Origin of the sequence: Pseudomonas putida (assembly GCF_050989985.1) — a bacterium.
Lineage (GTDB): Bacteria > Pseudomonadota > Gammaproteobacteria > Pseudomonadales > Pseudomonadaceae > Aquipseudomonas > Aquipseudomonas putida_AI.
This window is the reverse complement of the sequence record NZ_CP158815.1, coordinates 2,535,958-2,556,364: the sequence shown is the minus strand read 5'-3', so window position 1 is coordinate 2,556,364 and position 20,407 is coordinate 2,535,958. Positions and strand designations below refer to the sequence as shown.

At 61.6% G+C, this 20,407-nt stretch carries 24 protein-coding genes; 17 read left to right on the top strand and 7 right to left on the bottom strand.

What is annotated here, in order from left to right; translation table 11 throughout:
- Positions 1–974: 974 nt before the first annotated feature.
- Complete coding sequence (locus ABTV29_RS11900; RefSeq protein ID WP_433770411.1) at positions 975–1,910, bottom strand: Ppx/GppA family phosphatase; 936 nt, start codon at positions 1,908–1,910, stop codon at positions 975–977.
- Between the two features lie 198 nt (positions 1,911–2,108).
- Here ABTV29_RS11900 and ppk2 point away from each other — a divergent pair, with 198 nt between their 5' ends.
- The gene (gene ppk2 / locus ABTV29_RS11895; protein ID WP_433770409.1) at positions 2,109–3,026 is read left to right on the top strand and encodes a polyphosphate kinase 2; all 918 of its coding nucleotides are present in this window, start codon (positions 2,109–2,111) and stop codon (positions 3,024–3,026) included.
- Between the two features lie 226 nt (positions 3,027–3,252).
- Here ppk2 and ABTV29_RS11890 read toward each other — a convergent pair whose 3' ends face one another.
- Complete coding sequence (locus ABTV29_RS11890; protein ID WP_433770407.1) at positions 3,253–4,251, bottom strand: bile acid:sodium symporter family protein; 999 nt, start codon at positions 4,249–4,251, stop codon at positions 3,253–3,255.
- Between the two features lie 342 nt (positions 4,252–4,593).
- On the opposite strand from ABTV29_RS11890, the gene ABTV29_RS11885 reads away from it, so the two are divergent.
- The 7 genes from ABTV29_RS11885 to ABTV29_RS11855 all read left to right on the top strand — a co-directional run bounded on the left by ABTV29_RS11885 (position 4,594) and on the right by ABTV29_RS11855 (position 9,941).
- A complete protein-coding gene (locus tag ABTV29_RS11885) occupies positions 4,594–5,184 on the top strand; it encodes an amino acid synthesis family protein (protein WP_433770406.1) in 591 nt (196 codons plus the stop codon).
- Positions 5,185–5,226: 42 nt separating this feature from the next.
- Complete coding sequence (locus ABTV29_RS11880) at positions 5,227–6,060, top strand: alpha/beta fold hydrolase (RefSeq protein WP_433770404.1); 834 nt, start codon at positions 5,227–5,229, stop codon at positions 6,058–6,060.
- Complete coding sequence (locus ABTV29_RS11875; RefSeq protein ID WP_433770403.1) at positions 6,057–7,538, top strand: aldehyde dehydrogenase; 1,482 nt, start codon at positions 6,057–6,059, stop codon at positions 7,536–7,538. Before ABTV29_RS11880 ends, ABTV29_RS11875 begins: the two co-directional genes overlap by 4 nt.
- A 12-nt stretch (positions 7,539–7,550) precedes the next feature.
- Positions 7,551–8,036: a flavin reductase family protein gene (locus ABTV29_RS11870; RefSeq protein WP_433770401.1), complete on the top strand. Its 486-nt coding sequence runs from the start codon at positions 7,551–7,553 to the stop codon at positions 8,034–8,036.
- Positions 8,037–8,176: 140 nt separating this feature from the next.
- Positions 8,177–8,566 (top strand): carboxymuconolactone decarboxylase family protein, encoded by a 390-nt coding sequence (locus ABTV29_RS11865; RefSeq protein WP_433770399.1) that lies wholly within the window; start codon positions 8,177–8,179, stop codon positions 8,564–8,566.
- Positions 8,567–8,622: 56 nt separating this feature from the next.
- Positions 8,623–9,375 (top strand): GntR family transcriptional regulator, encoded by a 753-nt coding sequence (locus ABTV29_RS11860; protein ID WP_433770398.1) that lies wholly within the window; start codon positions 8,623–8,625, stop codon positions 9,373–9,375.
- A gap of 2 nt (positions 9,376–9,377) precedes the next feature.
- The gene (locus tag ABTV29_RS11855; protein WP_433770397.1) at positions 9,378–9,941 is read left to right on the top strand and encodes an NUDIX hydrolase; all 564 of its coding nucleotides are present in this window, start codon (positions 9,378–9,380) and stop codon (positions 9,939–9,941) included.
- Positions 9,942–10,067: 126 nt separating this feature from the next.
- On the opposite strand, the gene ABTV29_RS11850 is transcribed toward ABTV29_RS11855, so the two are convergent.
- Positions 10,068–10,355, bottom strand: coding sequence for a DUF1330 domain-containing protein (locus ABTV29_RS11850; protein ID WP_433770395.1), 288 nt, complete (start codon positions 10,353–10,355; stop codon positions 10,068–10,070).
- A gap of 84 nt (positions 10,356–10,439) precedes the next feature.
- Between ABTV29_RS11850 and ribBA the strand changes: the two genes are divergently transcribed.
- The 5 genes from ribBA to ABTV29_RS11825 all read left to right on the top strand — a co-directional run bounded on the left by ribBA (position 10,440) and on the right by ABTV29_RS11825 (position 15,786).
- On the top strand, positions 10,440–11,549 hold the full coding sequence (gene ribBA, locus ABTV29_RS11845; RefSeq protein WP_433770393.1) for a bifunctional 3,4-dihydroxy-2-butanone-4-phosphate synthase/GTP cyclohydrolase II: 1,110 nt from the start codon (positions 10,440–10,442) through the stop codon (positions 11,547–11,549).
- 295 nt (positions 11,550–11,844) lie between these two features.
- Complete coding sequence (locus ABTV29_RS11840) at positions 11,845–12,870, top strand: ABC transporter substrate-binding protein (protein ID WP_433770391.1); 1,026 nt, start codon at positions 11,845–11,847, stop codon at positions 12,868–12,870.
- Positions 12,867–13,799, top strand: a complete 933-nt coding sequence (locus ABTV29_RS11835) for an ABC transporter permease (protein WP_433771847.1) — start codon at positions 12,867–12,869, stop codon at positions 13,797–13,799. The genes ABTV29_RS11840 and ABTV29_RS11835 overlap by 4 nt, the downstream gene beginning before the upstream one ends.
- 6 nt (positions 13,800–13,805) lie before the next feature.
- Positions 13,806–14,615, top strand: a complete 810-nt coding sequence (locus tag ABTV29_RS11830) for an ABC transporter permease (protein WP_008003978.1) — start codon at positions 13,806–13,808, stop codon at positions 14,613–14,615.
- 16 nt (positions 14,616–14,631) lie between these two features.
- On the top strand, positions 14,632–15,786 hold the full coding sequence (locus ABTV29_RS11825; RefSeq protein ID WP_433770389.1) for an ABC transporter ATP-binding protein: 1,155 nt from the start codon (positions 14,632–14,634) through the stop codon (positions 15,784–15,786).
- A 285-nt stretch (positions 15,787–16,071) separates the two neighbouring features.
- On the opposite strand, the gene ABTV29_RS11820 is transcribed toward ABTV29_RS11825, so the two are convergent.
- Positions 16,072–17,274 carry an NAD(P)/FAD-dependent oxidoreductase gene (locus ABTV29_RS11820; protein WP_433770387.1) on the bottom strand — a complete coding sequence of 401 codons (1,203 nt, stop codon included), beginning with the start codon at positions 17,272–17,274 and terminating at the stop codon, positions 16,072–16,074.
- 295 nt (positions 17,275–17,569) lie between these two features.
- Here ABTV29_RS11820 and ABTV29_RS11815 point away from each other — a divergent pair, with 295 nt between their 5' ends.
- Positions 17,570–18,139, top strand: a complete 570-nt coding sequence (locus tag ABTV29_RS11815) for an RrF2 family transcriptional regulator (RefSeq protein ID WP_433770385.1) — start codon at positions 17,570–17,572, stop codon at positions 18,137–18,139.
- 3 nt (positions 18,140–18,142) lie between these two features.
- Here the strand turns inward: ABTV29_RS11815 and ABTV29_RS11810 are convergent, their stop codons facing one another.
- Both ABTV29_RS11810 and ABTV29_RS11805 read right to left on the bottom strand, forming a co-directional pair.
- Positions 18,143–18,484, bottom strand: coding sequence for a hypothetical protein (locus ABTV29_RS11810; RefSeq protein ID WP_433770384.1), 342 nt, complete (start codon positions 18,482–18,484; stop codon positions 18,143–18,145).
- Between the two features lie 73 nt (positions 18,485–18,557).
- Entirely contained in the window at positions 18,558–18,776 is a 219-nt protein-coding gene (locus ABTV29_RS11805; RefSeq protein WP_433770382.1) for a hypothetical protein, read from the bottom strand.
- Between the two features lie 170 nt (positions 18,777–18,946).
- Between ABTV29_RS11805 and ABTV29_RS11800 the strand changes: the two genes are divergently transcribed.
- Together ABTV29_RS11800 and osmE are read left to right on the top strand one after the other, a co-directional pair.
- Positions 18,947–19,186 carry a hypothetical protein gene (locus ABTV29_RS11800; RefSeq protein WP_433770381.1) on the top strand — a complete coding sequence of 80 codons (240 nt, stop codon included), beginning with the start codon at positions 18,947–18,949 and terminating at the stop codon, positions 19,184–19,186.
- Positions 19,187–19,216: 30 nt separating this feature from the next.
- Positions 19,217–19,570 (top strand): osmotically-inducible lipoprotein OsmE, encoded by a 354-nt coding sequence (osmE, locus tag ABTV29_RS11795; RefSeq protein ID WP_433770379.1) that lies wholly within the window; start codon positions 19,217–19,219, stop codon positions 19,568–19,570.
- A 65-nt stretch (positions 19,571–19,635) separates the two neighbouring features.
- Here osmE and ABTV29_RS11790 read toward each other — a convergent pair whose 3' ends face one another.
- Positions 19,636–19,827 carry an SPOR domain-containing protein gene (locus tag ABTV29_RS11790; RefSeq protein ID WP_433770378.1) on the bottom strand — a complete coding sequence of 64 codons (192 nt, stop codon included), beginning with the start codon at positions 19,825–19,827 and terminating at the stop codon, positions 19,636–19,638.
- Between the two features lie 211 nt (positions 19,828–20,038).
- Here ABTV29_RS11790 and ABTV29_RS11785 point away from each other — a divergent pair, with 211 nt between their 5' ends.
- A complete protein-coding gene (locus tag ABTV29_RS11785; RefSeq protein WP_433770376.1) occupies positions 20,039–20,401 on the top strand; it encodes an NUDIX hydrolase in 363 nt (120 codons plus the stop codon).
- Positions 20,402–20,407: the final 6 nt, after the last annotated feature.

The window sequence follows — 20,407 nt, the reverse complement described above, 5'->3', positions numbered from 1 at the left end:
TTACGGCGGGTTACTTGGAAAAGCGCCAAGTAACCAAGCGCTTTTATCCCCTGACGTACGGTGCCTCGCCTAGGCTCGGCATACCCTCGCTCCGGTATTCATCCGAGGGCATCGCCTCCGGTTTGCTTCGCTGCACCTCCTCTCGATGTGTGCGGCTTCGCCGCACGGCGCTGCGCGCCTTACCCCCGGATGAACACCTCCACTCGGCCTTCCGACGGGGCAGATCAAAATCAAAAGCCAAAGCGAGGCGGCCGACCGGCCGGCCTGATTGCGCGGGTCCCGTGTAGGAGCGAGCTTGCTCGCGATGGACGAGAGGACGCCGCGGGGTGTCAGGCAGCCAACGTTATCGTTGACGACCATCGCGAGCAGGCTCGCTCCTACAGGGGATTGGGGACATCCGTGAAATCAGGTTGGCTGTCAGGCCGCCATCGCTGGCAAGCCAGCTCCCACAGGTATGTGCCCACCTGCGGACCTGTAGGAGCTGTCGAGTGCAACGAGGCTGCTATCTTTTGATTTTCAAAAGCAAGATCAAAAGATCGCAGCCTTCGGCAGCTCCTACAGGAGACCGCGCAAACAATCAGGCCGAGCGGTAGCTCGCCTCGGCGGCTTTTGATTTAGATCCACCCGCCCCTTCGGCAGGCTGAGTGGAGGCGTTCATCCGGGGGTAAGGCGCGCAGCGCCGTGCGGCGAAGCCGCACACATCGAGAGGAGGTGCAGCGAAGCAAACCGGAGGCGATGCCCCCGGATGAATGCCGGAGCGAAGGAACCCCGAGCCTCAGCGAGGGGCCGGACGCTTGGGGCGAGCCTTTTTTTGCTTACTTTTTTTTGGCGTTTGAAAAAAAAGTGAGTCGCCGTAAGGGCGAAACCATAAGTCGCCGTTACCGAAGCAATGGATATGTACTCAGTCAACAAAAGCCAGGTCGGCCCGAAGGCCGCCATCGCGAGCAGGCTCGCTCCTACAAAGGGCGTGCCCGTCAGTGGCGGGACATCAGGCCGTGCAAGACACCGAAGCGCAAACCGGGCTCGGACGGTGTCATGTGCGCGATACCAAAGACCTTGAAGGCCGCCAGCATCAGCACCAGGCCGCCCGGCAGGATACTCAGGCGATGGGCCTGCAGGCCCGCCAGCCGGAGTTTTTTCACGTGCCCGACTTCCAGCAGGCGCACGGACAACCGCAGCAGACCGCTGTAGGTGATGCCGCTTTGGCCGAAATCGTTCAAGCCGTTGGCATTCAGGATCCTGGCGAGCATGCGGGCCGTGCCGGATGAGCCGATGGTCTGTTGCCATCCCTGGGCCCGATAACGCCGGGCCACCTTGTCGAACGCCAGCGTGGCCACGCGCTCGGCCTCGAGCAGCGCTTCGGCGGTGATGCGGCCGCCGGCAAAGTAGCGCGCACCAAAAGTGCCACTGCCGATGGCGATGCTCTGGGTGACCAGCGGCTCGGTGCCGCGCCCCAGAATCAGTTCGGTCGATCCACCGCCGATATCCACCACCAGCCGCATGCTCTCGGCACAGGGGATTGTGTGAGCCACGCCAGCGTAAACCAGGCGGGCTTCTTCCTGCCCGGAGATGACGTCAATTCGAAACCCCAGGTGGCGCTCGGCACTTGCCAGGAACAATTCGGCATTATCCGCTTCGCGCACGGCGCTGGTCGCTACCGCCCGCACGCGCCCGGCCTCGAAACCGCGCAGCTTCTTGCCGAAACGCGCCAGGGCCTGCCAGCCGCGATCCAGCGCCATCTCGTCCAGTGCCCCGCCCTGAAACCCTTCGGCCAGCCGCACCGGCTCGCGCAAGGTTTTGACTTCCTGAATCATGAACGCCTGATTGCGTTTGACCGGCTGTCCGATCATCAGGCGAAACGCGTTGGAGCCCAGGTCAATGGCTGCAAAAAGGGAGGCGTCACCTTTCATGGTTGAGGTTCCTGGCAGTTTTTTATCGGTCCGCGAGCGGCATTGCACCGCACGCTGAAGCGGTTTGCGCCGATCCTGCCATGGGTTCAGTGACATCCCGATGACAGCCGGATTAAATCTGCCATCACCTGTTCGTCACCACGCCGTCACATGCCCCGGCATAGCATGCGGGTTCCAACTTCGTCGGGAGCTCTGACCATGCTGTTGACCAACGACACCCTGATGCAACGCATCCACCGCGAGCTGCTCGATCACAGTGACGAAGAGCTTGAGCTAGAGCTGCTGGAGGACGATCACGACCTCGGATCACTGTTCGGCGATCACCCCGACGAAAGCCCTCTGAAACAGGAACGCAGGCGCTACTTCAGCGAGCTGTTCCGCCTGCAGGGTGAGCTGGTGAAGTTGCAGAGCTGGGTGGTGAAGACCGGACACAAGGTGGTGATCCTGTTCGAAGGTCGCGACGCCGCGGGTAAAGGCGGCGTGATCAAACGCATCACCCAGCGGCTCAACCCTCGGGTCTGCCGGGTCGCCGCCCTGCCCGCGCCCAACGACCGCGAACGCACCCAGTGGTATTTCCAGCGTTACGTCTCGCACCTGCCGGCGGCTGGTGAAATCGTCCTGTTCGACCGCAGCTGGTACAACCGCGCCGGTGTCGAGCAAGTCATGGGTTTCTGTAATGAAGACCAGTACGAAGAGTTCTTCCGTACCGTGCCGGAGTTCGAACGGATGCTCGCGCGTTCCGGCATCCAGTTGATCAAATACTGGTTCTCGATCTCGGACCAGGAGCAGCACCTGCGTTTTCTCAGCCGCATCCATGACCCGCTCAAGCAATGGAAGCTCAGCCCCATGGACCTGGAATCGCGCCGGCGCTGGGAGGCCTACACCAAGGCCAAGGAAGTCATGCTCGAACGCACCCACATCGCCGAAGCGCCATGGTGGGTGGTACAGGCCGACGACAAGAAAAAGGCGCGGCTCAACTGCATCCATCATCTGCTGAGCCAAATGCCTTACGAGGAAGTCGAGTTGCCGGTGATCGAACTGCCGCAGCGTGTGCGCCAGGAAGACTACTCGCGCAACCCGACGCCACCGGAAATCATCGTGCCGCAGGTTTACTGACGAACCGGCATCAGCGCGTCACGAATCTGTAACCTTGCTGCCGCAATACTGACGCCATACACCGCGTGCTTTTTTCCCGCCGTCCTTATGGACGGCTTTTTTTTTGCCCGTCCCCTGTAGGAGCGAGCTTGCTCGCGATGGAGGCTCAAACACCGCGGGGCGTCAGAAAGCCCGCGTTATCGTTGACGTCCATCGCGAGCAGGCTCGCTCCTACAGGGTTTCTGCCTCAGGGATCGACCTGCCCCATCAGTTCAGCCACCGACTCCTCGCGCTTGGCATAGCGCTGCGCCAACACTGCGCAGACCATCAATTGAATCTGGTGGAACAGCATCAACGGCAGGATCAGCACGCCGATGGTGCTGCCGGCGAACAGTACCTGGGCCATGGGTACGCCGGTGGCGAGGCTTTTCTTTGAACCACAGAACAGGATGGTGATGCGATCTTCCTGGTTGAAGCCAAAAACCTTGCCCAGCACGGTGGACGCAACCAGCACCAGCCCCAGCACCACGCAGCAGGCCACCACCAGCCCCGCCAGATCCCGCAGCGGAATCTGATGCCAGATGCCTTCATTCACCGCTTCGCTGAACGCACCGTAGACCACCAGCAGTATCGAGCCTTGGTCGACGAACTTCAGCCAGTTCTTGTTGCGCCCCACCCAGGCGCCGATCCAGCGCCGGGCGATCTGCCCGGCAATGAACGGCAGCAGCAGTTGCACGCTGATCTTGAGAATCGCATCCATGGTCGAACCGCCGTCGCCATGCACATTCAGCAGCAGCGTCACCAGCAGTGGCGTGAGGAAGATCCCGAACAGGCTGGACGCCGCCGCACTGCAAATCGCCGCGGGAATGTTGCCGCGTGCCAGGGAAGTGAAGGCAATCGCCGATTGCACCGTGGCGGGCAGCGCGCAGAGATAAAGCATGCCCATGTACAGGTCGTCGCCGACCAGCGGTGACAGCACGGGTTTGAGCGCCAGGCCCAGCAGCGGAAACAGCACGAAGGTCAGGCCGAACACCAGCAGATGCAGGCGCCAGTGGCCGGCGCCGGCAATGATCGATTCGCGCGACAGCTTGGCGCCGTGCAGGAAAAACAGCAGTGCAATGGCGATATTGGTCAACCAGCCGAAGCCCACCGCCACCTGCCCGCTGGCAGGCAGGAAGCTAGCGAGGAGGACCACGCCGACCAGGGTCAGGGTGAAGTTGTCGGGCAGGAAGCGAGGGCGAGTCATGGGGATCATCCGGGTTTGCCAGGAACGTGGGCTCGACTCTACTCCGCCGCAGGGGTGCCGGCTAACGCTAGTAAGCCAGTACATGTCGCGTAACGGACAAATCCATCATTCCCCTGTAGGAGCGAGCTTGCTCGCGATGGACGTCAACGATAACGCGGGGAACCAGATAGCCCGTGTCATCCATGCGTCCATCGCGAGCAAGCTCGCTCCTACAGAGAATCGGTGTCGACCGCGCGTTTCATCGCCCGGTGACGAGAAACTCATTCACGCCTCTTGCACAACCGATATTATGGTATACCATCATACGCACAGACACCTTCTTCCCCCGATACGGAGCAGCTCATGAGTTTCGAAATCCGCAAGATCGTCAGCTATGTCGAAGAAACCTTCATCGAAGGCGGCAAAGCCACCGATAAACCCGTGACCATGGTCGGGCTGGCCGTCGTGATGAAAAACCCGTGGGTGGGCAATGGTTTTGTCGAAGACCTCAAGCCACAGATCCGCGCCAACTGCTCTGACCTGGGCGCCATGATGGTCGAGCGCCTGGTGGGCATCATCGGCGGTGCCGAAAAAATCGAGGCTTACGGCAAGGCGGCGGTGGTCGGCGCCGATGGCGAGATCGAGCACGCCTCCGCCGTGATCCACACCCTGCGCTTCGGCAACCACTATCGCGAAGCGGTCAAGGCCAAGAGCTACCTGAGCTTCACCAACAAACGCGGCGGCCCGGGCACCTCGATCCAGATTCCGATGATGCACAAGGACGACGAAGGCCTGCGTTCGCACTACATCACCCTGGAAATGCAGATCGAAGACGCCCCGCGCGCCGACGAAATCGTCGTGGTCCTGGGTTGCGCCGATGGCGGCCGCATTCACCCACGCATCGGCAACCGTTACATCGACCTGGAAGAACTGGCAGCCGAAAAGGCCCGGTAAGACGGTCGGTCACTACAACAAAAAGGTATGCAGGAGCGCTCCATGATTCGGCTCACCGCTGAACGCACCCCGGCTGGCACCAGTTACCTGGCGACCGGCCAAGGCCAGCCCGTGGTCTTGATCCACGGCGTGGGCCTGAACAAAGAAATGTGGGGCGGCCAGATCGTTGGCCTGGCCACGCAATATCGCGTCATCGCCTACGACATGCTGGGCCATGGCGCCAGCCCGCGCCCGGAATGCGGCACGCCCCTGCTCGGCTATGCCGACCAGCTGCTGGAGCTGCTCGATCACTTGCAATTGCCCAAGGCGGCGGTGATCGGCTTTTCCATGGGTGGCCTGGTGGCGCGGGCCTTTGCCCTGCACTACCCGCAACGCCTGCAAAGCCTGGTGGTGCTCAATAGCGTGTTCAATCGCACCGAGGAACAACGCGCCGGCGTCATCGCCCGCACCGCCCAGGCTGCCGAACACGGCCCGGACGCCAACGCCGAAGCCGCGCTGTCGCGCTGGTTCAGCCGCGAATACCAGGCGGCCAACCCGGCGCAGATCGCCGCATTGCGCCAGACCCTCGCGCAGAATGATCCGCAGGGTTACCTGACCACTTATGAATTGTTCGCCACCCAGGACATGTACCGCGCCGACGACCTGGCCAGCATTCAGGTGCCGACCCTGGTCGCCACCGGCGAGCTGGACCCCGGCTCGACTCCGGAGATGGCCGAGCAACTGGCCGCGCGCATTCCCGGCGCAACGGCTGCCGTACTTCCCGAACAGCGGCATATGATGCCCGTAGAATCGCCGCGCCTGGTCAACCAGCTGTTGCTGGAGTTCCTCGACAAGGCGCACTCCCGACCCAACCATTTGAAGGGGATCGTTGCATGACACTCGCACGTTTCCAGATGTGCATCGGCGGCGAATGGGTCGATGCCCTCTCCGGCAAGACTTTCCAAAGCCTGAACCCTGCCCTGGCCGAAGCCTGGGCCGAGCTGCCCGATGCCGATGAAGCCGATGTCGAGCGCGCCGTACAGGCTGCGCAGAGCGCCTTCGACAGCCCGGCCTGGCGCGGCCTGACCGCCACGGCGCGCGGCAAGCTGCTGCGTCGCCTGGGTGATCTGATCGCCGAAAACAAGGAACAACTGGCCCAGCTGGAAAGCCGCGACAACGGCAAGCTGATTCGCGAAACCCGCGGCCAGGTCGGCTATCTGCCGGAGTTCTTCCACTACACCGCAGGCCTTGCGGACAAGCTCGAAGGCGGCACCCTGCCCCTGGACAAGCCGGACCTGTTTGCCTACACCGTGCATGAAGCCATGGGGGTGGTCGCAGCGATCATTCCGTGGAACAGCCCGCTGTACCTGACCGCGATCAAACTGGCTCCCGCGCTGGCGGCGGGCAACACCATCGTGATCAAGCCGTCCGAACACGCCTCGGCGACCATTCTGGAACTGGCACGCCTGGCCCTGGAAGCCGGGATTCCGCCAGGTGTGGTCAACGTCGTCACCGGCTACGGCCCAAGCACCGGAGCGGCCCTGACCCGTCATCCGCTGGTGCGCAAGATCGCCTTCACCGGCGGTGCGGCCACGGCGCGCCATGTGGTGCGCAGCAGCGCCGAGAACTTCGCCAAGCTGTCGCTGGAACTGGGCGGCAAGTCGCCGAACATCATCTTCGCCGACGCCGACCTCGACAGCGCGATCAACGGCGCCATCGCCGGCATTTATGCGGCTTCCGGGCAGAGCTGCGTGTCCGGTTCGCGCCTGTTGGTGCAGGACGAGATCTACGACGAATTCGTCGCCCGCCTGGTGGAACGCGCCCAGCGCATCCGCATCGGCAACCCTCAGGACGACAGCAGCGAAATGGGCCCGATGGCCACCGCGCAGCAGTTGGCCGTGGTGGAAGGCCTGGTGGCCGATGCCATCGCCGAAGGTGCGCGCCTGCGCATTGGCGGCAAGCGCCCGGCTGGCGTGGGCGACGGCTGGTTCTATGAGCCGACCCTGTTCGAGTGCGACCGCAACTCGATGAAGATCATGCAGGAAGAAGTGTTCGGCCCGGTGGCTTCGGTCATCCGTTTCAAGGACGAAGCCGAAGCGCTGGCGATCGCCAACGACTCGCAGTTCGGCCTCGCCGCCGGCATCTGGACCCGCGATTTGGGCCGCGCCCATCGCCTGGCCCGGGACGTGCGTTCGGGGATCATCTGGGTCAACACCTATCGCGCGGTCTCGGCCATGGCGCCGATCGGCGGCTTCAAGAACAGTGGCTATGGACGCGAAAGCGGCATCGATTCGGTGCTGGCCTACACCGAGCTGAAAACGGTGTGGATCAACCTGTCCCAGGCCCCCATGCCTGACCCGTTTGTGATGCGTTAGGAGACCCGCGAAATGATCGAACCCGGCATTTACAAAGACGTCATGGGCTCCTTCCCGTCCGGCGTCACGGTGGTCACCACCCTCGACCCGCTCGGCGGCATCGTCGGCATCACCGCCAGCGCCTTCAGTGCGCTGTCGATCGACCCGGCACTGGTGCTGTTCTGCCCCAACTACGCCTCCGACACCTACCCGGTGTTGCGCGACAGCAAGCAGTTCGCGATCCACCTGCTGTCCGCCGACCAGACGGCCGAGGCCTACGCCTTCGCCGGCAAGGGCAAAGACAAGGCCAATGGCATCGACTGGCACTTGAGCGATCTGGGCAACCCGATCCTGAGCAAGGCCACGGCAATCATCGAGTGCGAACTGTGGCGCGAATACGATGGCGGCGACCACGCGATCATCGTCGGCGCGGTGAAGAACCTGATCCTGCCCGAGCAGCCGGTGACGCCGATGATCTACCACAAGGGCAAGCTGGGGCCGTTGCCGACCCTGGCCTGACAGATTGATACACCCCCACCCACTGTGGGAGCGAGCCTGCTCGCGATTGCGGTCGCACATCCATTGATGATGTTGACTGATACACCGCTATCGCGAGCAGGCTCGCTCCTACAGGGGTAATTGTGGTGAGAGGAGGAATTGTGAACAACGAAAAGTACGAAAAAGGCCTGCGGATCCGCACCCAGGTACTCGGCCAGGACTACGTTAATCGTTCGATCCAGAACGCCGACGACTTCACCCGCCCCCTGCAGGAGATGGTCACCGAGTATTGCTGGGGTCATGTCTGGGGTCGCGAGGGTTTGTCGCTCAAGGAACGCAGCATGATCAACCTGGCGATGATCTCGGCCCTCAATCGCCCGCACGAACTCAAGCTGCATGTGCGCGGCGCCTTGCGTAACGGCTTGAGTCGTGAGCAAATACGCGAAATTCTGCTTCAGGTCGGCATTTATTGCGGTGTCCCAGCCGCCGTGGACAGTTTCCGGCTGGCCCGTGAAGCCTTCGCCGAAGCCGACGCAGAGGCCTCCAGTTAACCCCCGGCCATGCTGATGCCGACCAGGCATCGACAGCCGACTTTAGAGCGTACCCCATGAAACGCCTGCCACTCGACGACAGCTTCAAGGTCAATCGCAACCCCGTTACCCTGCGCGAAATCGTGCTGGATAAACTGCGAAGCGCCATCATGAACTTCCAGCTTCTGCCGGGAGACCGTCTGGTCGAACGCGATCTGTGCGATCGCCTTGGGGTGAGCCGCACATCGGTACGCGAGGCCTTGCGTCACCTGGAGTCCGAAGGCCTGGTGGAGTTCGCCGACGCCAAGGGGCCGCGCGTGGCCATCATCACCCTGGCCGATGCCGTCGATATCTACGAACTGCGCTGCGTACTCGAAGGCCTGATCGTCCAGCTGTTCACCCTGCGGGCCAAGGCCAAGGACATCAAGGCCCTGGAAAAAGCCTTGGAAGATAACCGCCAGGCCCTCAAGGAAGGTGAACTGCAGCAGGTCATCGATTCGGTGCAAGGCTTCTACGACGTTCTGCTCGAAGGCTCCGGCAACCATGTCGCGGCCACTCAGTTGCGTCAGTTGCAGGCGCGCATCAGCTATCTGCGTGCGACCTCGGTGTCCCAGGAAAACCGCCGTGGCGCCAGCAACCAGGAAATGGAACGCATGGTCGAGGCGATCAAGAGCGGCGATCCGCTGGCCGCCCACCAGGCGTGCGTCGACCATGTCCGCGCCGCTGCCGCCGTCGCCCTCGAATACCTCAAGCGCAAACAGGAAGAGACCGGGCCGATTCCCGAGATCACCCAGCCGATCGCCCTCAAAGAACCTCGCATAGGTCGCTAATCATGTTCAGCCCGAGCTATTGTCCGAAGTGCGGCGCAGGTGGCCTCAAGTCACAGGTGCCGCCGGGCGATACGCACGAGCGCCTGATGTGCGGCGGTTGCGGCTACATCCATTACGTCAACCCGAAAATCATCGCCGGCTGCATCATCGAACAGGACGGCAAATACCTGTTGTGCCAACGGGCGATTCCGCCACGCCCCGGCACCTGGACCTTGCCGGCGGGCTTCATGGAAGCCGGCGAGACCACCGAGCAGGCGGCCCTGCGCGAAGTCTGGGAAGAAAGCGGCGTGCGCGGGGAAATCCTCTCGCCCTATTCGATCTTCAGCGTGCCGCAGATCAGCGAGGTGTACATCATCTTCCGCGCCATCGCCCTGGAGATCACCGGCCAGCACGGGCCGGAAACCCTCGACTACAAATTCTTCGCGCCCGAGGACATTCCCTGGGACAGCATCTACTACCCGGCGATCCGGCAGATCCTCGAGCGCTATATCGAGGAGCGGCAGGCCGGGGTCTATGGCATCTACATCGGCAATGACGATAGCGGGAAGGTTCACTTCATTCGCTGAACCGCAGATCCCCTGTAGGAGCGAGCCTGCTCGCGATGGTCGTCAACGATAACGCGGGCAGCCTGACACCCCGCGGCGTGCCTGCCTCCATCGCGAGCAGGCTCGCTCCTACAGGTATCGGTTCCCTCAAATCACGCCTTCCACGATAACAATCTCCGCCCGCCCCGCACCTTCACGGTGCCGCTTCGCTTCCTGATATTCCGGCGACCGATAACAAGCCAGCGCCTGTTCATACGAGTCGAACTCGATCACCACGTTACGCTGCGCCCCCCGCCCCTCCAGCACTTCGCAGCGCCCGCCACGGGCCAGCATGCGGCCGCCGTACAGGGCGAAGGCCTGGGGGGCCCGCTGGGTGTATTGGCTATATTGATCAGGGTCGGTGACATCCACGTGAGCTATCCAGTACGCCTTCATAGTGACCTCTCGGTTTGTTTTGTATCATGGTATACCATAATATGAATCTACCAAGCCAAACCCGGCAAAGAATGAGACCCCATCATGGCCTTCAACACGATCGAAGAAATCATCGAAGATTATCGCCTCGGCAAAATGGTGCTGCTGGTGGATGACGAGGACCGCGAAAACGAGGGCGATCTGCTGCTGGCGGCCGATCGCTGCAGCGCCGAAGCCATCAGCTTCATGGCCCGTGAAGCCCGCGGCCTGATCTGCCTGACCCTGACCGACGAACATTGCCAGCGCCTGGGTCTGGAACAGATGGTGCCCAGCAACGGTAGCGTGTTCAGCACCGCTTTCACCGTTTCCATCGAAGCCGCCATCGGCGTGACCACCGGCATTTCCGCGGCTGACCGCGCACGGACCGTGGCGGCTGCCGTCGCCCCAGGCGCCAGCGCCGCCGATATCGTCCAGCCCGGTCACATCTTCCCCTTGCGCGCCCGCGAAGGTGGCGTGCTGACCCGCGCCGGCCATACCGAAGCCGGTTGCGACCTGGCGCGCCTGGCCGGCTTCACACCGGCTTCGGTGATCGTCGAAGTGATGAACGATGACGGCACCATGGCCCGCCGCCCGGACCTGGAAGTGTTCGCGCACAAGCACGGGATCAAGATCGGCACCATTGCCGACCTGATCCACTACCGCCTGAGTAACGAACACACGGTCGAGCGAATCGGCGAGCGTGAACTGCCCACCGTCCACGGCACCTTTCGTCTGATCACCTTTGAGGATCGCATCGAAGGCGGTGTCCATATGGCAATGGTCATGGGCGAGTTGCGCCGCGATGAAGCGACCCTGGTGCGGGTGCATGTGATCGACCCGTTACGCGATCTGGTCGGCGCCGAATACAGCGGCCCTTCCAACTGGACGCTGTGGGCCGCGCTGCAACGGGTGGCCGAGGAAGGACGCGGCGTGGTGGTGGTGCTGGCCAACCATGAATCGTCCCAGGCGCTGCTCGAACGCGTGCCGCAATTGACCCAGGCACCCCGCCAGTTCAGCCGCTCGCAATCGCGGATCTATTCGGAAGTGGGCACCGGCGCACAGATCCTGCAGAACCTGGGCGTGGGCAAGCTGCGACACCTCGGCCCGCCGCTGAAATATGCGGGCTTGACCGGGTATGACCTGGAGGTGGTGGAGAGCATTCCGTTTACCGGGTAGATGAAGATTGCCTCCTGTGGGAGCGAGCCTGCTCGCGATGAGGACCTGTCAGTCAATATCAGTGTCGACTGTCATGCCGCCATCGCGAGCAGGCTCGCTCCCACAGGGGAATGTAGAAGGCTGAAAAAACCAGATTTGCCAGATAGCCGGTACGGCAAAATGCTTGCACAAAGTTTGGAATACCATAATATGATATTCCATAGACCGGACAGTTTCAGCGACTGCACGGACCTGATGCTCCCGATAGGCGGGCACTCAAAGCCCCGCTCATAAACACAACAATGAGGGCGTAAAAATGGTGTTGAACAAAGGTGTCACCGCAGTGCTGTTCGCGGGTCTGCTCAGCGTGACCAGCCAGGCGTTGATGGCGGCTGAAAGCGTCAACTTCGTCAGCTGGGGCGGTACGACCCAGGACGCGCAGAAACAGGCCTGGGCCGATCCGTTCAGCAAGGCCAGCGGCATCACCGTGGTTCAGGACGGCCCCACCGACTACGGCAAACTCAAGGCCATGGTCGAAAGCGGCAACGTGCAGTGGGACGTGGTCGACGTCGAAGCCGACTTCGCCTTGCGCGCCGCCTCCGAAGGCCTGCTCGAACCCCTGGATTTCAAAGTGATCGAGCGCGACAAGATCGACCCGCGCTTTGTCTCCGACCACGGCGTCGGCTCGTTCTTCTTCTCCTTCGTCCTCGGCTACAACGAGGGCAAGCTCGGTGCCGCCAAGCCTCAGGACTGGACCGCGCTGTTCGACACCAAGACCTATCCCGGCAAACGCGCCCTCTACAAATGGCCGAGCCCCGGCGTACTCGAACTGGCCCTGCTGGCCGATGGCGTAGCAGCTGACAAGCTTTACCCGCTGGACCTGGATCGCGCCTTCAAGAAACTCGACACCATCAAGAAAGACATCGTCTGGTGGGGCGGCGGCGCGCAGTCGCAACAGCTGCTGGCTTCCGGCGAAGCGAGCCTGGGCCAGTTCTGGAACGGACGCATTCACGCCCTGCAGGAAGACGGCGCCCCCGTCGGCGTGAGCTGGAAACAGAACCTGGTCATGGCCGACATCCTGGTCATTCCAAAAGGCTCGAAGAACAAGGACGCGGCGATGAAGTTCCTGGCCAATGCCAGCAGCGCCAAGGGACAGGCCGACTTCTCCAACCTGACCGCCTACGCCCCGGTCAACGTCGATAGCGTGGCGCGCCTGGATTCGGTGCTGGCGCCCAACCTGCCGACGGCTTACGCAAAGGACCAAATCACTCTTGATTTCGCGTACTGGGCCAAGAACGGTCCGACCATCGCGACACGGTGGAACGAATGGCTGGTCAAATGAAAATGACGGCGACCGCAACCCGTCCATCCACGCCAGTCGGGAGCGCCTCCGGCGCTGCCGGCAAGGCCGCTGCGATGACCCAATCCCCAACCCTGGCACAGCGCTGGCGTGGTTCGAGCAACCTCATCCCCGCCCTGCTGTTCCTCGGCCTGTTTTTCCTGGCACCGCTGATCGGCCTGCTGCTGCGCGGCGTGCTGGAACCGACGCCGGGCCTGGGCAACTACGAGCAACTGTTCGCCAACTCGGCTTATGCGCGGGTCTTGCTCAACACCTTCTCGGTGGCAGGCCTGGTGACCTTGTTCAGTCTGCTGCTGGGCTTTCCGCTGGCCTGGGCGATCACCCTGGTGCCACGCGGCTGGGGTCGCTGGATCCTCAACATCGTGCTGCTGTCGATGTGGACCAGCCTGCTTGCCCGTACCTACTCGTGGCTGGTGCTGCTGCAAGCCTCGGGGGTGATCAACAAGGCGCTGATGGCCATGGGCATCATCGACCAGCCGCTGGAGATGGTGCATAACCTGACCGGCGTGGTGATCGGCATGAGCTACATCATGATCCCGTTCATCGTACTGCCGCTGCAGGCGACCATGCAGGCCATCGACCCGATGATCCTGCAGGCCGGTTCCATCTGCGGCGCCAGTCCCTGGACCAACTTCTTCCGGGTGTTCCTGCCGCTGTGCCGGCCGGGGCTGTTTTCCGGCGGGCTGATGGTGTTCGTGATGTCGCTCGGTTACTACGTGACCCCGGCGCTGCTGGGCGGCGCGCAGAACATGATGCTGCCCGAGTTCATCATTCAGCAGGTGCAGTCGTTCCTCAACTGGGGCTTGGCCAGCGCCGGCGCCGCGTTGCTGATCGTCATTACGCTGGTGTTGTTCTACTTCTACCTGAAGCTCCAGCCGGAATCCCCGGTTGGCGCCAGCAACGCGAGGTAAGCCGTCATGCTCCTGACCCCCAATGCCATGAGCCGCCGGATGCGTTTCGGCCTGTATGCAACCACCGGGCTGATCGGGCTGTTCCTGCTGCTGCCGATCGTGTTCATCGTCCTGCTGTCGTTCGGATCGTCGCAGTGGCTGGTGTTCCCGCCTCCGGGCTGGACGCTGAAATGGTACGGCCAGTTCTTCTCCAACGCCGACTGGATGAACGCGGCCATGGCCAGCCTCAAGGTCGCGGTGCTGACCACCTTCTTCGCCGTCGCACTGGGCCTGCCCACTGCGTTCGCCCTGGTGCGCGGCCGCTTCCCCGGCCGGGAAATGCTCTACGGCCTGTTCACCCTGCCGATGATCGTGCCGCTGGTGATCATTGCGGTGGCGGTGTACGCCCTGTTCCTGAAACTGGGTTACACCGGGACCATGTTTGCCTTCGTGGTCAGCCACGTGATCGTGGCGCTGCCGTTCACCATCATCTCGATCATCAACTCGCTGAAACTGTTCGACCAGTCGATCGAGGATGCGGCGGTGATCTGCGGCGCCTCGCGCTTGCAGGCGGTTTACAAGGTGACCTTTCCGGCGATCCGTCCGGGCATGGTGGCCGGCGCCCTCTTCGCCTTCCTCGTCTCGTGGGATGAAGTGGTGCTGAGCGTGATGATGGCCAGTCCCACCCTGCAAACCCTTCCCGTGAAAATGTGGACCACTCTGCGCCAGGACCTGACGCCCGTGATCGCCGTCGCCTCGACGCTGCTGATCGGCCTCTCGGTATTGGTCATGGTCATCGCCGCCGCCTTGCGCCGGCGCAACGAAATCAGCGCCTGAGCGCCAGGAGTACGACATGAGTGCAGTGATCAAAGATGCCGCGCAGCCAAACAACAAGCCCCTGGTAAGCCTGCGCAACCTGAACAAGTTCTACGGCGACTTTGCCGCCGTGGACAACATCTCCCTGGACATCAAGGACGGCGAGTTCCTGACGTTCCTCGGTTCCAGCGGTTCCGGCAAGAGCACCACCCTGTCGATGCTCGCCGGTTTCGAAACCCCGAGCAGCGGCGAGATCCTGGTCAACGAGCAGTCGCTGGTCAACGTGCCGCCGCACAAGCGCGACATCGGCATGGTGTTCCAGCGCTACTCGCTGTTCCCGCATCTTTCGGTGCGCGACAACATCGCCTTCCCGTTGCAGATTCGCAAACTGGCCACCGCCGAGCGCGAGCGCCGGGTCGATGCAATGCTCAAGCTGGTGCAGCTGGAACAGTTCGCCCACCGCCGCCCTTCGCAACTCTCCGGTGGCCAGCAGCAGCGCGTCGCCATCGCCCGGGCGCTGGTCTATGAACCACGCATTCTGCTGATGGACGAACCCCTCGGCGCGCTGGACAAAAAGCTGCGTGAAGACCTGCAGGATGAATTGCGCCAACTGCATCGCCGCCTGGGCATCACCATCGTCTACGTGACCCACGACCAGGAAGAAGCCATGCGCCTGTCCCAGCGCATCGCGATCTTCAGCCACGGCAAGATTGTCGGCCTGGGCAGCGGCTACGACCTGTACCAGAACCCGCCGAATGCCTTTGTCGCTTCGTTCCTGGGCAACTCGAACTTTCTCAAGCTCAAGGCCCAGGGCAATGCGGTGGCGACCTTCGAAGGGCAGCCGCTGTCGATCCGCCTGACCGCCGGCCTGCAAACCGATCAGGATGTCTTGCTGATGGTGCGCCCGGAAAAGGCCTTGGCACTGAGCGCGCAACAAGCCAGCGACGAACTGCTGGCCGCCGGCTGGAACGAGGTCTCGGCCAAGGTCGTGGAAGTGTTGTTCCTCGGCGAAAGCCAGACCTGCAGCGTGGTGACCTCGGGCGGCACCTCGATGACCGTCAAGGCCCTCTCCGCCGCCGGCATGCCGCTCAAGGCGGGCGACCCGGTGAAAGTGCGCTGGGCCACGGCCGATGCCTGCGTCTACACCGAATGGGCGGAAAGCGATTTGAACAAGGCTGCTGGCGCCCATTGATGGAGGGCGGTCCATGCCAGTGGACCGCGCTTGAAGAGTCACCCTCGGGTCGCCGCAACGTCGGGTTGCGGCGGCCTTTTTTTGTCTTGCCCCTGACTCCTTGTGGGAGCGAGCCTGCTCGCGAATACGGTTGTACACTCAATGATGATGTTGACTGACACACCGCTTTCGCGAGCAGGCTCGCTCCCACAATGGAACGGTGCCCCACAGTAGAAGCAAAAAAAATCCCGCCCGGAAAACCCGGGCGGGATTCGCTTCAAACATCAAGCGTTATGGGAGTCATGATCAGGCAATCGGAATCAGTGGATCCGCAGCCGCCCAAGCGATGTCACGATCGGCCACCGGCGGGTAGATCCACACGGTGTTGATCTGGGTCTTGAGCTCTTTGCCTTCCTGTTTGGTCAGCTTGACCTGGCGATCCCAGCCTTCGGTGTACACCGCGCCCCAGGCGCCAAGGTCCAGGCAGGTGACGTATTTGGGCTGGCGGTACGCCGTCGGGTCCACGCCGAGGATCTGGGCCGCGACGTTGTTGCCGGCATGACGGCCCAGCACGATGGCGTGCTGGCAGGTCATCAGCGCGTGGTTGCCGATGTCATCGGTTGCCGCGTAAGCGACGTCGCCGGTGGCGTAGACATCGTCCTGGCCAATGACTTTCAGGTGGTCGTCGACGTGCAGGCGGCCGAGGTGGTCGCGCTCGCCGGGGATCTGCTCGGTCAGGGAATGGGCGCGTACACCGGTGGTCCAGACAACAGTCTTGGCCTCGATGTGCTGACCGTCGGACAGGGTCACACCGTTGGCATCGACCGCGACCACCGAAGCGTTCAGGTGCCATTTCACACCGGTTTCAATACTGGCTTCGGCAATTTTTTCCGCGATTTCAGGGCCCATCGAACCGCCGACCTTGTCGCCGCGGTCGACGATGATCACGTTGATGTCGGCACGCTCGCCCAAAATGGCGCGCAGGCGGGTCGGCATTTCAGTCGCCGTTTCGATCCCGGTGAAGCCGCCACCGGCGACCACCACGGTGTTCCGTGCCTTGCTTTCCGGCTGGTCGGCCAGGGATTTGAGGTGGTTCTCCAGGCGTACGGCCTGTTCGATCTGATCGACGTCGAAGGCATGTTCAGACACGCCCGGGGTGTTGGGCAGTGCCAGGCCGCTACCGGTGGCCAGAACGAGTTTGTCGTAGATAACGACTTGTTTGTTACCCGAAGCATCGGTGTAGCCAACGCTTTTGTTCGCCACGTCGATGGAATCGGCGGAGCCTTTGATGAATTTGGCGCCCACCGCATCGAGCAAATCACCGATGGGAGCTGCCAGCGTGTGTGCGTTCGGCTCGTAGAAACGTGGACGAATCCGCAGCTCGGCCTGGGGCGCCAGGATCGTGACTTCGGTGTTGTTGTGATCATGGATGTTGAACAGACGGGTAGCGCTGATCGCTGTCCACATGCCACCGAAACCTGCGCCGATTACCAAGATGTGTTGTTTCATTTTTAACTCCGGGGAAGAAACCAGGCATTGAAAGTTGTTTGGGCCAGGAGGTTGATGCCGCCTCTCACTTGAGAAGCGTCTCTCACTGCCGCTCTGACAACTACGACTATATTGATCCGAGTTAATCCCCGCAACGGTTTTCTTTCAATGGTTTCCATCGATGGGATTGATACAGCTCTGACAACCCGCACACAGCGCGCTTCGCCGAACCGCTCAGGAAACTGGAAAAAAGCGCTCGTTGTCCAGCGGGCCGCCAGCTGGTAGCATTTGCGACAATATTAGTCGGAGATCTCTAATGGCTCTTTACAGTGCAGGTGTCGAGTACGGCATTCACTGCCTGGCTTTCCTGGTAGGTAATTACGGCGATACCCGCGAAGCGAGCGTGCGCGACCTTGCCGAGCTGCAAGGCGTGCCGCTGGACTATTTGGCGAAAATCTTCACCAAACTGGCCAAGGCCAAACTGGTAGCCGCCACCGAAGGTGTGCGCGGCGGTTTCAAGCTGGCGCGGCCTGCCGACGAAATCACCCTGCTGGATATCGTCAACGCCATCGATGGGCGCAAGGCGATTTTCGAATGCCGGGAGATTCGCGGTCGTTGTGCGTTGTTCGAAGGCCAGACGCCGGAATGGGCGGTGGAAGGACGCTGTTCGATCCATGCCGCCATGATGACGGCGCAAAAGCGCATGGAAGAGGCTCTGGCCCAGCAAACGATCCTGGACATCGCCCGCAAGGTTGGGCGCAAGGCCCCGGCAGAGTTTGGAGAAAAGCTGGAAAGCTGGATGAACGATCGTCGGGACAGGAAAGGTAGCGGCGGTGCCCAGACGAGTGACGATCAACTCATCCAGGTCACCGAGATTTCCAGCTGAGGGTTACAGGCAGTCCCGCACTGCCTTGCGCAGGGCTGCCGACTTCGCCCAGGGCGGCCCCTGATAGAGCGACACGCGGCTGCCATCCTTGTATTTCACGATGTCCAGAATCTCATCGGCCGTGATGATGCTCGGCGCGGTGATTCGGTAGCCGTTGGAAATCGACGTTTGTGTCGTGTGCGATACCTCTTGTTGCCAAGCGGGCAATACACAGGCCGCGAGCTCCTTCGGTGGTTTGTCACTGTTCTTGCCCAAATTCGGCTCGCCCGGCACCAGTGACGCCGGCAACGAACAACCCGCCAGCAATGCCACGACCACTGCCCCCATCAACATCCGACTCTGCATGAAACGCCCTTAGCTCCTGAAAAAACACAATGTAGCCTGCCGCTGCCCCGACATCCAAGGAATGCATGGGTTTTCAGCGACTGGCGTTCAGATCCCCGGATCCGGGGTATGACTGCTCGTTCAAATAACTCATCCAACGCTGGTAAGCATCGTGCTGCCATTGGCTGACCCGATCCCACTCCGGCCCGCTGAGCTGGTGTTCGCTGATGAGTTTCATCATTTCGCTGGTGGCCGCATCCAGGTCGGCGATCAGTTGGTGGGCATGCGCTCGAAAGTCATCGGTTGCCGTCATGTTGAACGTCCCCCTGCCCTGGCGAAAAATCGCTACCTCCCTACGACAGCGGATTTTGCGTTTCGCGCAAATTTCCCGACCAAAGGAAACGGCACCGCCACAGATGAACTTAACGCCCGGTTGCGCAAATGGGTCTAACCTTTTGTAGCGCAGAGATACAGGAGGTCATTATGTGGCTTAACGAGTCGGAACAAGTGCTGCGGCGCGATCTGCAAGGGCTCGCGTCGGACCTGCGATGGTCGGCGGTAGAACTTTTACGAATAGCGCAACAGCTGCGCCAGGCTGGCAATGAAGTTGATGCACAGGCTGTCCAGCGGTTGTGCGATCTGTTTCAGGGGGATGAAGAACGCTTGCTGGGCTACGCCGAGGAAGTCAAGGCAAAGGTCATCAGCCGCAACAAGCCCGAGTGAAACCAAGCCGATCAGTAGAGGTGCCAGACCATGGACAAAACTCTGCCTGCGCTCGTCATCGCGATGATGACGTTGGCAGGCTGCAATACCGACGCGCAAATCTTCAGTGATCAACCCCTGGTGGCCAAGGTCGAGATCGGCATGAGCCAGGAACAAGTCCAGCAAATCGGCGGCGCGCCGTTATCGATCAGCAATCGCACGGTCGAGGCAGGCACCTGCTTCGATTACAAACTGGTCCAGCCCGACCATCGACAACCGTACAACATCAGCTTTGACAGCCGCGGCAAGGTCGATCACAAGGGGTTCATGACCTGCGCCGAATGGAGCAACGCCCAGCAAAAGGCTCGTGAACCTGCGCGTTCCAGCGGGGGCGGCGGCTACTGACTCGATGAAATACAACCCGATAAAAAGCCCCGGCATGCCGGGGCTTTGATGTATCGAGGTCTGGGTTATTCGCTGCGCGCCTGCCTGTTCGAACGCGTTCTGTAGCCAGGCAATGAGGCTGCAAACGCCAGGGCTTCCTCCCTGCTGCCAAACGACCCGAGTCGATCACCCTTGGTGCAGACCCGCCATGGGCCGTTGTTCACGCTGAGTACGTCATAACCGTTCATATGCATTCTGTTCAGCATCGGAACACTCATGGTCACCTCCTTTGGGCAAGATTCCAAAGCTCACGCACTTACCTTACACCCGCCGTCCGCCACGAAAACGACCGAACGTCGCATCAAACAGCCCGTGAATCGCACTTTTACGCGATAAAGCACCTCAACATGGCTAAGGCCGGAGGCAAGGGATACTGCCGGGTTATTTCTTTTTTGTTACACTTTTATGACAGCGACAAACGAGCAAGCCATGAAAGTACGCGCCACCGTCATTTGCGAGCAGGACCGCCACATTCTTCTGGTACGAAAACCGAAGAGTCGCTGGATGCTGCCCGGCGGAAAGGTGGAAAGTGGCGAGACCCACGCCAGTGCCGCCGCCCGTGAACTGGCGGAAGAAACCGGGCTGGGCGTGGAAGAAATGCTCTACCTGATGGAGCTGCAATCGGGCAACACCCGGCACCATGTCTACGAAGCGTCCGCGCTGGAGGCAGACCAGGCCCGGCCCCTGAACGAAATCTTCGACTGCATCTGGTTTCCGCTGAACGCGATCCACAACCTGGACACCAGCGACGCCACTCTCAAGATTATCCGAGCGTTCCAGCGTCGCCTGTAACTGCGC